We start from the raw sequence: 12806 nt of genomic DNA on the forward strand, positions 1-12806 counted from the left end.
ATGCTTTGACAGGACCGGCCATAGCGGGGCTGCAACAGTTTGTCATTTCCGTAAAACGAAGCTGAAAGATCAAAACGCCATGCACGCCTATCGCACCCATACCTGCGGCGCCCTGACCACGGCCGATGTCGGCAACGAGGTCCGCGTGTCGGGCTGGGTGCACCGCAAGCGCGACCATGGCGGTGTGCTGTTCGTGGACCTGCGCGATCATTATGGCATCACCCAGGTTGTGGCGAAGGCCGACAGCGATCCCTTGATGGCCCTGGAGAGCCTGCGTCTCGAATCCGTGGTGACGATCGAGGGCAAGGTGGTTGCGCGTGCGGCCGAAGCCATCAATCCCCGTATGCCGACCGGCGAGATCGAGATCGTCGCCGACCGCGTGACCATTTTGTCGACCGCGGCGGAATTGCCGCTGCCGGTCGCGGGTGAGCAGGACTATCCCGAGGATATCCGCCTGCGTTACCGCTTTCTCGATCTGCGGCGCGAGACGTTGCACGCGAACATCGTGAAGCGCACGAAGATCATCTCCGACATGCGCCGCCGCATGGAAGGGGCCGGCTTCACGGAATATTCGACGCCGATCCTGACCGCGTCCAGCCCGGAGGGCGCGCGCGACTTCCTGGTGCCCAGCCGCATCCATGCCGGCAAATTCTATGCCCTGCCGCAGGCGCCGCAGCAGTATAAGCAGTTGCTGATGGTCGCCGGTTTCGACCGCTATTTCCAGATCGCGCCCTGCTTCCGCGACGAAGACCCGCGTGCCGACCGCTTGCCCGGCGAATTCTACCAGCTCGACCTGGAAATGAGCTTCGTCACCCAGGAAGATGTCTGGAACACGATGGAGCCGGTGATCGCGCAGGTGTTCGAGGCGTTCGCCGAGGGCAAGCATGTGACCCCGGCAGGCAGCTTCCCGCGCATTCCGCACGCCGAAGCGATTCTGAAATATGGCAGCGACAAGCCGGACCTGCGCAACCCGATCATCATCCAGGACGTGACCGACCATTTCGTCGGGTCGGGCTTCGGCATTTTCGCCTCGCTGGTCGAAAGCGGCAGCGTGATTCGCGCGATCCCGGCGCCGGGCGCCGGCGCAGGCAGCCGCAAATTCTTCGACGACATGAATGTCTGGGCGCGCGGCGAGGGCTATTCGGGCCTTGGCTATATCAACATCAAGGATGGCGTGCCCGGCGGCCCGATCGCCAAGAATCATGGCGAAGAAGCCACCGCGAAGCTGATCGCTGCGCTCGGCCTTGGCCCCAATGACGGCGTGTTCTTCGCGGCGGGCAAGGAATCGCAGGCGGCCAAGCTTGCTGGTCTTGCCCGCATCCGCGTGGGCGAACAGCTCGACCTGATCGACAAGGACCGGTTCGAACTCTGCTGGATCGTCGATTTCCCCTTCTACGAATATGACGAAGACACCAAGTCGATCGACTTCGCACACAACCCCTTCTCCATGCCGCAGGGCGGGCTGGACGCGCTGAACAATCAGGACCCGCTGACGATCAACGCTTTCCAATATGACATGGTCTGCAATGGCTATGAGATCGCGTCGGGTTCGATCCGCAACCAGTCGCCCGAACTCATGGTCAAGGCGTTCGAGAAGGTGGGCCTCAGCCAGCAGGATGTGGAGGAACGTTTCGGCGGCCTCTATCGCGCCTTCCAGTACGGTGCCCCGCCGCATGGCGGCATGGCCGCGGGCGTCGACCGGATCGTGATGCTGCTCTGCGGCGCGCAGAATCTCCGCGAGATTACCCTGTTCCCGATGAACCAGCGCGCCGAGGACCTGCTGATGGGCGCGCCCAGCCCGGCCGAGTTCAGGCAGTTGCGCGAACTCCACATCCGCGTGGTGGAGCCGCAGGCCAAGGCGTGAGTTTTTCCTTTCCGCCATGCCGGACTTGATCCAGCATGGCGGAAAAGGAGACGCGCTGATGACCATCGACCTCGCCGATTACGAACAGGGCGCGAAATATCAGGGCGATTATGAGGCTGACCTGGCGGCGCTTCAGCAGCGTCTCGCCAAGATCCAGGTCGCCCATATCCTGCATCACCGGCGCAGCATCATCCTGCTGGAGGGCTGGGACGCGGCGGGCAAGGGCGGCATCATCAAGCGGATGACCGCCGACTGGGATCCCCGCTATTATCAGGTCCATCCAATCGCTGCGCCGACCGAGGAAGAGCGCGACCATCATTTCCTCTGGCGCTTCTGGACACGCCTGCCCGCCAGCCGCAACATCGCGATCTTCGACCGCAGCTGGTACGGCCGCGTGCTGGTCGAGCGGGTCGAGGGCTATTGTTCCAAGGCGGAATGGAAGCGCGGCTATGAGGAAATCAACGCGTTTGAACGGCAATTGTCCGATGCGGGCACCAATTTCGTCAAGCTTTTCGTCCATATCACGCAGGAAACGCAGGACGAACAGCTCGCGCAGCGGCTCGACACTCCGTGGAAACGGTGGAAGACCGGCGTGGAAGATTATCGCAACCGATCGCGGCACGCCGACTATCTCGATGCGATGCACGCCATGTTCCGCAAGACCGACAGCAAGAACGCTCCCTGGCATGTCATCGACAATAATCATCGCAAGGCGGGGCGCATCGCGGCGCTGACCTATGTCGCAGACCGGCTGGAGCGGTTGGTGCCGATGGACTTCCCCAAGGCCGACCCGGCGGTCATCAAGCTCGCGCGGGAGGCGTTCGGATACCGCGGTTCGGACAAAAAATAGCTTGGAATCAGGTGTTTGTAACATAAGCGTCATTTTCACCTAACTCCACATTTACCAATTGCGGCCTATTCCGGCGGCATGATCGCTGCCGTGCTTCCCTTTCCCCAGACGCCCGTGCCCGCTGTGCGGGACGCTGCCGACCTGCATCTCGACGGGACCGGTCCGGTGATCGGGCTGGGTCGGCCGCTGAGCGAGGCGGTGGACTGTTTCCAGCGCGACGCCGGGCTGCGCCTGCTGCCGGTGATCGACGGGAGCGGAAGGCCCGTGGGCGCCATATATGAGCGCGACATGCGCCGTATCCTCTTCAATCCCTTCGGCCATGCGTTGCTGCGCAACCCCAGTTTCGGCGGGCGCCTGAACGAGCATGTCCGTCCTTGCGCCTGCGTCGAGCGGATGACCGACGTGGAGTCGCTGGTTGACGTCTATGCGGCGCAGGGCGAGGGCTGCGAGGGGCTGATCGTCACTGACCGGGGCCAGTTTGCGGGGGTGCTGGGCGGACCGCTACTGCTGCGCCTGACTGCCGAGCGTGACGCACGCGTCGCCCTGGCGCGGGCCGCGCGGGTGGAACAGATCACGCAGGAGAGCGCGAGCTTCCGCCTCGACGTTGGAAATCTGATCGCCGATCTGGTGGCCATGGCAGACCAGTTGGCCACGTTGGCGCAGGCTGCGACCGAACGTGCGGCAGTCGACGGGGCGGATGCCGCCGCGATGGCTGTGGCGGCGGCACAGACGGCGGACCGGCTGGCCGGCATTGCGGCGGGTGGTATCGAACTGGGCCATGTGTTCGCCGCCATGGAGGCGGAAGCGAGCGATGCAGGCGCGGCCATTCGCGAGGCGGCGGCGCGCAGCCGATCCGGTGCGACCCAGAGCGCCGCGCTGGCGCAGGAAGCCGATGACATCGGCGAAGTGGTCGCCCTGATCGACACGATCGCGCGGGCGACCAGCATGTTGGCGCTCAATGCGAGTATCGAGGCGGCGCGCGCGGGGGCGGCGGGGCAGGGATTCGCCGTGGTCGCGCGCGAGGTGCAGTCGCTCGCGACGCAGACGCGCGGTGCGGCGGCCGAAATCGCCGGGCGGATCGATCATATCCGCGTCACCATTGGGGAGGTCGCGGCGGGACAGGCGCATATGGACGCCACCATGACGCGCGCCGATCGGCTGTCGACGGCCGTGTTCGATGCGGTCGCGCGCCAGGCCGCCTTCAGCCATGCCATTGCCGAAAGCGTGACCGAGGCCGACATATCGAGCGACCATATCCGCGCCGGCGCCGGCCAGATCAGCGACAATGCGTCGGCCAGCGCGTTGGGTGCCCGGACGATGCGCGCGGTGGCGGGGCGGCTGGCGGAGGAAGCCCATCGGCTGGAGGCGCGTGCTGCCGGCTTCATCGCGGCGATGCGGGCGGCATGACCCGTAAAAACAGCGCTGGCGCGTGGCGCAAATCCGGCTAGGCTGTCCGTCCATAAAAAGGAGAGGACGCCATGCTCGTGATGTTCGTCGGCACCGATCGCACCCAGACCGCGGTCAACCCCGCGCAGGTCACTTTCGTCTCCCAGGTGAGTGACGGCACCCGCATCCGTTTCAGCGAAGGGCGCAGCGTCACCGTGACCGAACCGATCGGCGCCGTGCTCGAAAGCCTCAACAGCGCATTGCGGCCGCACGAATAGAGCCTGTCGGCGGCGGCTGGCCGGGCGATCCGATGCGACATATCGCCGGGCCGGCTTGCGCCGTGCCGGAAGCGCGGGCCATGCTGCGTCCAGGGAGAGGCGCATGGACCGCGATTTCGGCGCGTATGACTATATCATCCTGGGCGCGGGCAGCGCCGGCTGCGTGCTGGCCAACCGGCTGAGCGCCGATCCGCGCCATCGCGTGTTGTTGCTTGAGGCGGGCGGCCGCGACGACTGGCACTGGATCAAGGTGCCGGTCGGCTATCTCTACTGTATCGGCAATCCGCGCACCGACTGGTGCCTGAAGACCGACGCGGAAGCGGGCCTGGGCGGCCGCGCGATCGGCTATCCGCGTGGGCGCGTGCTGGGCGGCAGCAGTTCGATCAACGGCATGATCTACATGCGGGGCCAGGCGCGCGACTATGATGGCTGGCGGCAGGCGGGGCATGTCGGCTGGGGCTGGGACGATGTGCTGCCCTGGTTCCGCAAGGCCGAGGATCATTTCGGCGGCGGCGACGAGGCCCATGGCGCCGGCGGGGAAATACGGGTCGAGAGGCAAAGGCTCCGCTGGGACTTGCTGGAGCGCTTTCGCGAAGCCGCCGGACAATATGGCGTGCCCTATACGGAGGATTTCAATCGGGGCGACAATGAAGGGGCGGGCTATTTCGAGGTGACGCAGCGGCGGGGACGGCGCTGGAGCGCCGCCGACGCCTTCCTGCGTCCCGCGATGAGGCGGCCCAATCTGCGCGTCGTCACCGGGGCGGTGATCGACCGGCTGCTGCTGGAGGGACGGCGGGCGGTGGGAGCGAAATTCCTGACCGGAGGCGAACGCGGCGTCGCGCGGACGCAAGGCGAGGTGCTGCTGTGCGCCGGGTCGATCGGATCGCCGGCGATTCTGCAACGGTCCGGGATAGGAGATGGCGAGCGGCTGACCGCCCTGGGGATCGCGCCGGTCCATCATCTGCCGCGCGTCGGCGAGAATCTGCAGGATCATCTTCAGATACGCTGCGCCTACAAGGTGACGGGCGCGGTGACGCTCAACATGCGGGCGGCCTCGCTGGCCGGCAAGGCGTGGATGGGGCTGGAATATCTCGCCCGGCGGTCCGGGCCGCTCGCGATGGCGCCGAGCCAGTTGGGGCTGTTCGTCAAATCCCATCCGCGCTTCGCCACCGCCAATCTGCAATATCATGTCCAGCCGCTCAGCCTGGCGGCGTTCGGGGGCGCGCTCGATCCCTTCCCGGCCTTCACCGCAAGCGTGTGCAACCTGCGGCCGCAGAGCCGGGGGAGCGTGTGGATCGGGTCCGCCGATCCTGCGCTGCCCCCGGCGATCCGGCCCAACTATCTCTCCGCGCCCGAGGACCGGCAGGTAGCGATCGAAGCAGTGCGGGTGACGCGCGCCATTGTCGGCCAGCCTGCGCTGGCGCCCTATGCGCCGCAGGAGTTTCGGCCGGGTGCGGAGCGGCAGGATGAGGCGGCGATCCTGGAGGGGGTGGGCGCCATCGCCAGCAGCATCTTCCACCCTGTCGGCACGGCCGCGATGGGGACGGTGGTGACGCCGGAACTGCGTGTCCGCGGAATCGACGGACTGCGGGTGGTGGACGCATCGGTGATGCCGACGATCATCTCCGGCAACACCAACGCGCCGGTGATGATGATCGCGGAGAAAGCGGCGGCGATGATCCTGGACGATGCGAAGAGCAGGACGTTCAGTTCTTCCGCTGGGGAACGGTGAAGGTGCCTGACACGCGCCCGCTGGGACTGGTCGTGGTGCCGTTCCCGCCGCCGGTCGAACGGCCGTCGACGGTGGAGCGGCCGCTGTTGAGATCCATCACCAGCCGCCCGCCGGTCAGGCGGTTCGTCCCTTGCGTCAGGGCGACATTGCCCAGCATGGTTATCAGCTTCGCGTTGAGATCATAGATGGCGACATTGCCGCGCGCGGTCTGGTCGGCCTTGGTGATCACGACATTGCCGGACGCGTCGATCCGGTCGATCTCGATCCCGTTGCCGTTGGAGCCGCCGCCCGGCTGGTTGCGATAGGCGACGGTCATGCGCGCGGCGTTCAGCGTCATGCCGGCCTGCGTCACTTCGACATTGCCGGACACGACGACCCGGTCGGCGCGATCCTGCACCTCTATGCGATCGGCGGTGAAATTGACCGGGGCATTGCTGTCATGGTTGCGGAACACCTGCGCGCTCGCCCCGGCGATCATCACGCCGGCCGTGCCCAGGAATCCGATCGAAAGCGTCAAAAGGGTGCGTTTCATCAGTTTCGCCCTTTGAGGCCATTTTGTTCGATACGCAAGCGCGCGCGGCCGTTGAGGGTCACCGTGCGCGCGCCCATGTCCGCCTCCAGATGGTCGGCGCTGAAAGTGCCGATCGGGATTCGGCCATCCACCCGGCCGGCGCTGCGCATCCGCCGGGTGGTGAGGTCGACGCCGACATCGCGCGTCGTCAGGCGATATCCGCCCGCCGCCTGGAACTGGACCGGCCCGTCGATCGCGACGCGCTCGCTATCCATGTCGTAGCGGCCCTTCTGCGCCGTGAGTACGGCGGGACCGTCCGACAAAAGGATGCGCGCGGACATGTCGTTCAGGTCTACGATCGGCTCGCGCGAGCTTTTCTGCACCGCCGATCCGGCGCGCAGCGAGAAGGGCTGCCCCTTGCTGTCCTCGCCACGATAAAGCGCCTCGGTCACGCGCATCCGTTCGCGCGCGACATCGACCTTGTTCTTGTCGAGCACGAAGCTGACCTTGTCGCCGCCGGTGAAGGGGGCGGTCGCCAGCAGTGCCGCCAGCACGCCGACCGCGACCGGCAGCCAGTTCTTGAGCAGCTTGACCAGACGGTCATGGCTGCCGCCCGGTCGCGCCCACTGGCGGCGCACGTCGCGTTGCTGATCGGCCTGGACGGACATGCGGCGCGAACGCTCCCTTACATATGCGCGAAAATGTCGATCTCCGGCCAGCCGGCCAGGTCGAGTTCGGCCCGGTGTGGCAGGAAATCGAAGCAGGCCTGCGCCAGTTCCATCCGCCCTTCACGCGTCAGTCGCTTGTCCAGTTCAGCCTTGAGCTGGTGCAGGTAGCGCACGTCGGACGCGGCATAATCCTTCTGCGCATCGGACAGGACCGGGCTGCCCCAGTCGCTCGACTGCTGCTGCTTGCTGATATCCTGGCCCAACAGTTCGCGCACCAGTTCCTTCAGTCCGTGCCGATCCGTATAGGTGCGCACCAGGCGCGATGCGATCTTGGTGCAGTAGACTGGAGCGGCCACGACGCCCAGATAATGGCGGATAGCGGCAATGTCGAAGCGGCCGAAATGATACAGTTTCAGTCGTTCGGGATCGGCCAGCACGGCGCGCAGGTTCGGCGCGGCATAATCGCTGCCGGGCGCGAAGCGCACCAGATGCTCGTCTCCCTTGCCGTCGCTGATCTGGACCACGCACAGGCGGTCGCGCGGGGTGATGAGGCCCATGGTTTCGGTGTCGACGGCGATCGGGCCGGGGGCGAGCACGCCGGCGGGCAGATCTTCTTCATGGAAATGCACGGTCATGCGCTCCCCTCTATGGCGAAACCCGTCGCACCGCAATCAAGGCTTTGCGCGTGGCACAACATGCGGCCGAATGCTGGATTTTCGCGCCGAGATGCGTGTAAATCGGCCGATTGGCGCCAATCGGAACGGAACGGGACCGCTCCGGTGAAAATCATTCGCGCTGCCCTGAAAAGTTGATATAGTGATTCTCAAACCCGCCTTTGCGGTGGATTCTGCATGTCATTCGCCCGACATGTTTGTCCGATTGGTCTTGGGGCGAAGCGAAAGTGACTAACAGGGCATGAGTTTTGATAGAGGTCGCCGCGGCGGGCGCGGCAAGGACAAGCGCGACGGTTTCGGCGACGACAATTTCTACGATCAGGGCAGCCGCGGTGGTTTCGGTGGCGGCTTCGGCGGTGATCGCGGCGGCTTCGGCGGCGGCGGCGGCGGCGGCTTCGGCGGCGGTGATCGTGGCGGTTTCGGCGGCGGTGACCGCGGTGGCTTCGGCGGCGGCGGCGGTGGCCGCGGTGGCTTCGGCGGCGGTGGTGGCGGCTTCGGCGGCGGCGGTGGCGGCGGTGGCCGCGGGATGCCCGCCCAGGTCGTTGGCGAAGGCAAGGGCGTCGTCAAATTCTTCAATGGCCAGAAGGGTTTTGGCTTCATCGTTCGTGACGATGGCGGTGAGGATGTTTTCGTTCACATCAGCGCGGTCGAACAGGCTGGCCTGACGGGTCTGGCCGAAGGGCAGCCGCTCGGTTTCACCCTGGTCGATCGTGGCGGCAAGGTGTCGGCTACCGATCTGGTGATCGAAGGTGAACCGCTCCCGGTCACCGATCGTGCGCCGCGCGAACCTCGCGAACCGCGTGCGGGTGGCTTCGGCGGTGATCGTGGTGGCTTCGGCGGCGCCGATCGTGGCCCGCAGCGCCAGCTGACCGGCGAACGCGCCAGCGGCACGGTCAAGTTCTTCAACGCGATGAAGGGCTTTGGCTTCATCCAGCGCGATGATGGCCAGCCTGATGCCTTCGTGCATATCAGTGCGGTCGAGCGTGCGGGCATGGGCGCCCTCAACGAGGGCGATCGCCTCGACTTCGAACTGGAAGTCGATCGTCGCGGCAAATATGCTGCGGTGAACCTGCAGTCGAAGGCCGACTGAAGCGCGCTACAAGCACCATCCCTGTTACAGGGGAGAGGATAGGGAAGGGGTCGTCCAGTCGGGCGGCCCCTTTTCCTTTGACCCGGCCGGTGGCCGTAGCGCCCCGCATTTCGTGATGCGGCACCTGATTTTGAACCGGAAGCTGCGCGTCCGCCTGACGGCAATCAAGGCCGATCCACTGCTGTCCGCAGCAGAGCGCGCATGAAAATCCCTGTCCGGGGGCCGGCCTGCTACTGGAACGCTGCCCCGCTGCTCAACCCTGATCCTGATAGGCCATCTGCAATATGCCCCAGTGGCGACCACGGACATGGATGGACGCGATCACCTGCTTGAGCAGCACGATCTCGCCTTCCGCGGTTGGGCGGCGATAGGCTTTGATGCAGAAGGGCTGGGTGATCTTGCACTGTTCGCGCGTGTCGGCGAAGTCGAAGATCAGCCCCTGGCGCGAATGTTCGGAATTCCATACATCGTCGCCCGTCCTCTGCGTATGGGATCGCTCGGGCATGGCGACTGCGCCATAGGCGTTGCGGTCGGTAAAGGTCATGCCGAACAGGCCGGAATAGGTCCGGGCCAGTTCCTGCCGCGCGCGGGCGGTGGGCAACATGACCGGCTGGACGGGGTGATTATACTGGACGGGATGTGTGCCGGGGATCGGCGAATAATCTTCGCTGAAAACCTCCGCCTCGCTGATACGGCCTTCCATAATCGCACGTTCGATCGCGCCCGCGACCGCTTCGGCCGATTCGAGGCAGAAGCGGATATAGGGCGAATCGGGAATGTCGACGCCGCTCTCAGCCAGATATTGCAGCAGCAAATTGGTGTCTTCGCTGGCGCTGGTGATGCGGCCTGACAGTCGGTGCAGACCGCCTGCATTGTCGTTCGACGTGCTCGCCAGCGCGGCCAGGCCGGTGCGGATCTCGCCTGCCGATCCCACCATGGACCCGATGCGCTGGGCCACGGTCTCGCTGTTGCCCGACAGGTCGAGCATCAGCGCCGCCAGCCGCTCGACCAGCGCCTCTATGTTGCGCGTGTCCGACTGGGCGGTGCGCGCTGTCTGGGCGCCACGGGTGATGCTGTCCAGCATTCCGCCAGCCTCGCCCGTCAGTGCGGCGATCGACTGCTCGATCGTCTGGGTCGCGGCGGCGGTTTCCTGCGCCAGTTTCTTCACTTCGGCCGCGACCACGGCAAAGCCGCGTCCGGCGTCCCCGGCGCGCGCCGCTTCGATCGTGGCATTGAGCGCCAGCAGGTTGGTCTGGCTGGCGATGCCGCTGATCACGCTGGTCACATGGGCGACCGTCTTCAAGGCCTCGCCAAAGCCGTCCAGCCGCGCATGGATGCGACTCACCTGCTCGATCAGGTCCACGAAATTGCTGTTCGCCGCCGACAATTGTCGGCCTGAATCGTCGATGATGGAACGGGCGGCGACCGCTTTCTCACGGGCATCCTGCCCGGCCAGCGACACGCGCTCGCCATCCTGCGACAATTGTGCGGCCGCGCCGCTGATCGCCTCGATCGTGCGTGCCTGCTGCGTCACCCGATCGGCGAGTTCGCTGATGTCGGCCTGAAGGTCGAGCGTGCGTATCCCCAGGTCGCCGGACAATTTGGCGACCTTCATAACCGCGCGCGCGACATTGTCGGATTGCATGTCCCTCATTGCGCCAAGGGCTATCGGCCCATGGTAAATTAAGCGTTAGCGGCCTGGTTCGGCTCGTCTCAAAGCGCCCCGGCGAGCGCCAGCATCACGCCCGCCACCACCAGCATCAGTCCCAAGCCCTCGCTGCGCTGCATCTTTTCCTTTAGATAGAAGTGGCCGAAGGCCACCGTGAAGGCGACCTCGATCTGACCCACGATGCGCACCAGCGCCACCGGCGCCGTCGCAAATCCGGTGAACCAACAGGCCGAACCCAGTGCGGACAGCAGCCCGACCTGCCCCGACATGCGCCAACTGGCCAACACCCGGCGTATCTCGCCCCGTTCCCGCGCCAGCAGCCAGCCGCCCTGGATTGCCGTCTGGAGGAGCACCGTGACCACCAGCACGATCAAGGCCGCAAGGATGCGGTCGTCCCCGCCTACCTGCTGCGTCGCGCGGCGAATGCCGATCGCGGTCAGCGCGAAGAAGAAGCCCGACGCCATGCCGGTGAGGGCGGCCGGCTGGGCCAGCGCGCGCAGGAAGTCGACCGGTCCCATCCGTCGGCCACCGGTGGACAGCAGCATCACGCCCGCCACTCCGCACCCGATGCCCGCCCAGGTCAGTGCCGCCAGTCGTTCCCCCATCAGCAGGAAGGACAGGACAGCGCCCTGCACCGCCTCCGTCTTGGAATAGGCGGTGCCCACGACGAAATTGCGATGGCCGAACGCCAGGATGAGCAAGTTGGTGGCGATGATCTGAGCCAAGCCGCCGGCCAGACAGAAGAGCAGGAAATGGGGCTGGAACAGTGGCCATGGTGCGGGAAATGCGAGCCGGTAGAGGGCGAGCAGCAGCAGCGCGAAAGGGATGCCGTACAGATAGCGGACCAGGCCCGCGCCGTTGAGCGACAGGTTGTGGCTGACGCGGCGCTGGACGGCGGTGCGCCAGGCCTGGGTCGCGCCCGCCATCAGGGTCGCCGGCAGCCAGAGAGGGGAGGTGATCATGCCTGCCCTATAGCGGGCCGACGCCAACCGTCACCCCATCACGACCAGGAAGGTGAAGAAGAGCGAGAGCGACACGCAGGCGAAGCCATAGAGTAGGGGCAACCGGCAGAGAGCGCCTGCGCGAGAGAGCGCATAGGCGTCCTTGAACTGGCGATACATGTGCCAGGCAGCGAAAAGCAGCAGCACCAGCGTGACGAGGCCGCTGGTCACATGGACCGCCGTCAGCAGCATCGACAGGCAGAAGAGCAGCGACATGAAGGCGATCGAATAGGTCACATAGATCGCATGGTCGTAGACCTTGTAGCGGCGGCTGAAAGGGAAGAGCAACCACAGGAAGGGCAACGAGATCAGGATCAATGCCCAGGAAAATTTATACGCGTTGGCCTTGAGCTTGTAATAGGCAAATTCTGGATTTTCCGCGGCGGCGCTCAACGTCTTGCCGACCGTCCTGGCGACGCCGCCGCTCATGCCCTCGCCCATCAGCGAATCGGTGATGTCACTGGCCAGGGTCAACCCCTTCCGCTCCGCCCGCGCTTCGGTCAGCCTTTCGGTCAATATCTCCCGGCGCGATGCGGACAGGCCCGGCTTGCTCAGGTCCGCCTCGATCTTCCGGATACGGGCATCGGCCTTTTCCTGCTCCTTGCGCAGTTCGGCCTGCGCCTCGGCGTTCATCTGCACGGCCTGCGGCGCCTTGCCTCCTTCGCCTTGAGCGGTCAGCGAGAAGATGGCGTACATCAGGAAGGCGGTGAACAGGAACAGGGCGAAGGGCGACACGAACTTGGCCCGTTCCCCTTCAATATAGCGCCGTGTCAGCTTGCCCGGCCGCAGCGCCAGTTCGGGCAGCGTGGTCCAGATCTTGCCCTCGAAATGGAGCACGCCATGCGCCAGATCATGGCCGATGGCGGCGAAGCTGCGGTGGACATGCGCGGCTTGACCGCATTGGGCGCAATAATTGCCGGCCAGCGTCGCGCCGCAATTGAGGCAGGGGCCGTGCCCCGGCACGTGCGATTCGCCATGGCCCGGTTCGACCGCCCGCGCCAGCATCGCTCCGGTGACCGCGTCACCCGCCGCTTCGATTCCCCCAGTCATGCGTCGGAGACTATCAGCGGTGTATGACGGACA

The 12806-nt window shown here is 65.5% G+C and carries 12 protein-coding genes; 6 read left to right on the forward strand and 6 right to left on the reverse strand.

Annotated features, from left to right (window positions below; all coding sequences use genetic code 11):
* Window positions 1-79 precede the first annotated feature (79 nt).
* The 5 genes from aspS to K3M67_RS15750 all read left to right on the forward strand — a co-directional run bounded on the left by aspS (window position 80) and on the right by K3M67_RS15750 (window position 6110).
* Window positions 80-1864, forward strand: coding sequence for an aspartate--tRNA ligase (gene aspS, locus K3M67_RS15730; protein ID WP_285831934.1), 1785 nt, complete (start codon window positions 80-82; stop codon window positions 1862-1864).
* 58 nt (window positions 1865-1922) lie between these two features.
* The gene (locus tag K3M67_RS15735; RefSeq protein WP_066865292.1) at window positions 1923-2714 is read left to right on the forward strand and encodes a polyphosphate kinase 2 family protein; all 792 of its coding nucleotides are present in this window, start codon (window positions 1923-1925) and stop codon (window positions 2712-2714) included.
* Between the two features lie 78 nt (window positions 2715-2792).
* Window positions 2793-4121, forward strand: a complete 1329-nt coding sequence (locus K3M67_RS15740) for a methyl-accepting chemotaxis protein (protein ID WP_084439269.1) — start codon at window positions 2793-2795, stop codon at window positions 4119-4121.
* Window positions 4122-4192: 71 nt separating this feature from the next.
* Complete coding sequence (locus K3M67_RS15745; RefSeq protein WP_066864683.1) at window positions 4193-4378, forward strand: hypothetical protein; 186 nt, start codon at window positions 4193-4195, stop codon at window positions 4376-4378.
* A gap of 103 nt (window positions 4379-4481) precedes the next feature.
* Window positions 4482-6110 carry a GMC family oxidoreductase gene (locus tag K3M67_RS15750; RefSeq protein WP_285831935.1) on the forward strand — a complete coding sequence of 543 codons (1629 nt, stop codon included), beginning with the start codon at window positions 4482-4484 and terminating at the stop codon, window positions 6108-6110.
* Here K3M67_RS15750 and K3M67_RS15755 read toward each other — a convergent pair.
* Genes K3M67_RS15755 through K3M67_RS15765 form a run of 3 tightly spaced genes read right to left on the reverse strand, consistent with a single transcriptional unit; the run spans window position 6085 to window position 7924 of the window.
* A complete protein-coding gene (locus tag K3M67_RS15755) occupies window positions 6085-6642 on the reverse strand; it encodes an LptA/OstA family protein (protein ID WP_285831936.1) in 558 nt (185 codons plus the stop codon). The two genes, K3M67_RS15750 and K3M67_RS15755, sit on opposite strands and share 26 nt — an antisense overlap.
* Window positions 6642-7289 carry an LPS export ABC transporter periplasmic protein LptC gene (locus K3M67_RS15760; protein WP_066864675.1) on the reverse strand — a complete coding sequence of 216 codons (648 nt, stop codon included), beginning with the start codon at window positions 7287-7289 and terminating at the stop codon, window positions 6642-6644. Before K3M67_RS15760 ends, K3M67_RS15755 begins: the two co-directional genes overlap by 1 nt.
* Window positions 7290-7306: 17 nt before the next feature.
* Window positions 7307-7924 carry a ribonuclease D gene (locus K3M67_RS15765; protein ID WP_066864672.1) on the reverse strand — a complete coding sequence of 206 codons (618 nt, stop codon included), beginning with the start codon at window positions 7922-7924 and terminating at the stop codon, window positions 7307-7309.
* Window positions 7925-8204: 280 nt separating this feature from the next.
* Here K3M67_RS15765 and K3M67_RS15770 point away from each other — a divergent pair, with 280 nt between their 5' ends.
* Window positions 8205-9053 carry a cold-shock protein gene (locus K3M67_RS15770; protein WP_285831937.1) on the forward strand — a complete coding sequence of 283 codons (849 nt, stop codon included), beginning with the start codon at window positions 8205-8207 and terminating at the stop codon, window positions 9051-9053.
* Between the two features lie 253 nt (window positions 9054-9306).
* Here the strand turns inward: K3M67_RS15770 and K3M67_RS15775 are convergent, their stop codons facing one another.
* The 3 genes from K3M67_RS15775 to K3M67_RS15785 all read right to left on the reverse strand — a co-directional run bounded on the left by K3M67_RS15775 (window position 9307) and on the right by K3M67_RS15785 (window position 12773).
* Window positions 9307-10668: a methyl-accepting chemotaxis protein gene (locus K3M67_RS15775; protein ID WP_066865285.1), complete on the reverse strand. Its 1362-nt coding sequence runs from the start codon at window positions 10666-10668 to the stop codon at window positions 9307-9309.
* Window positions 10669-10766: 98 nt separating this feature from the next.
* On the reverse strand, window positions 10767-11684 hold the full coding sequence (locus tag K3M67_RS15780) for an EamA family transporter (protein WP_285831938.1): 918 nt from the start codon (window positions 11682-11684) through the stop codon (window positions 10767-10769).
* A 30-nt stretch (window positions 11685-11714) separates the two neighbouring features.
* Window positions 11715-12773, reverse strand: coding sequence for a DUF3667 domain-containing protein (locus tag K3M67_RS15785; protein ID WP_066864662.1), 1059 nt, complete (start codon window positions 12771-12773; stop codon window positions 11715-11717).
* Between the last annotated feature and the right edge of the window lie 33 nt (window positions 12774-12806).

It is taken from the genome of Sphingobium sp. V4, assembly GCF_029590555.1.
In the GTDB taxonomy this organism is placed as follows: domain Bacteria; phylum Pseudomonadota; class Alphaproteobacteria; order Sphingomonadales; family Sphingomonadaceae; genus Sphingobium.

Bases quoted from the DNA above. Each gene is read 5' to 3' on its own strand.
- aspS (WP_285831934.1), top strand. From the start codon at position 80: ATGCACGCCTATCGCACCCATACCTGCGGCGCCCTGACCACGGCCGAT.
- K3M67_RS15735 (WP_066865292.1), top strand. From the start codon at position 1,923: ATGACCATCGACCTCGCCGATTACGAACAGGGCGCGAAATATCAGGGC.
- K3M67_RS15740 (WP_084439269.1), top strand. From the start codon at position 2,793: ATGATCGCTGCCGTGCTTCCCTTTCCCCAGACGCCCGTGCCCGCTGTG.
- K3M67_RS15745 (WP_066864683.1), top strand. From the start codon at position 4,193: ATGCTCGTGATGTTCGTCGGCACCGATCGCACCCAGACCGCGGTCAAC.
- K3M67_RS15750 (WP_285831935.1), top strand. From the start codon at position 4,482: ATGGACCGCGATTTCGGCGCGTATGACTATATCATCCTGGGCGCGGGC.
- K3M67_RS15755 (WP_285831936.1), bottom strand. From the start codon at position 6,642: ATGAAACGCACCCTTTTGACGCTTTCGATCGGATTCCTGGGCACGGCC.
- K3M67_RS15760 (WP_066864675.1), bottom strand. From the start codon at position 7,289: ATGTCCGTCCAGGCCGATCAGCAACGCGACGTGCGCCGCCAGTGGGCG.
- K3M67_RS15765 (WP_066864672.1), bottom strand. From the start codon at position 7,924: ATGACCGTGCATTTCCATGAAGAAGATCTGCCCGCCGGCGTGCTCGCC.
- K3M67_RS15770 (WP_285831937.1), top strand. From the start codon at position 8,205: ATGAGTTTTGATAGAGGTCGCCGCGGCGGGCGCGGCAAGGACAAGCGC.
- K3M67_RS15775 (WP_066865285.1), bottom strand. From the start codon at position 10,668: ATGAAGGTCGCCAAATTGTCCGGCGACCTGGGGATACGCACGCTCGAC.
- K3M67_RS15780 (WP_285831938.1), bottom strand. From the start codon at position 11,684: ATGATCACCTCCCCTCTCTGGCTGCCGGCGACCCTGATGGCGGGCGCG.
- K3M67_RS15785 (WP_066864662.1), bottom strand. From the start codon at position 12,773: ATGACTGGGGGAATCGAAGCGGCGGGTGACGCGGTCACCGGAGCGATG.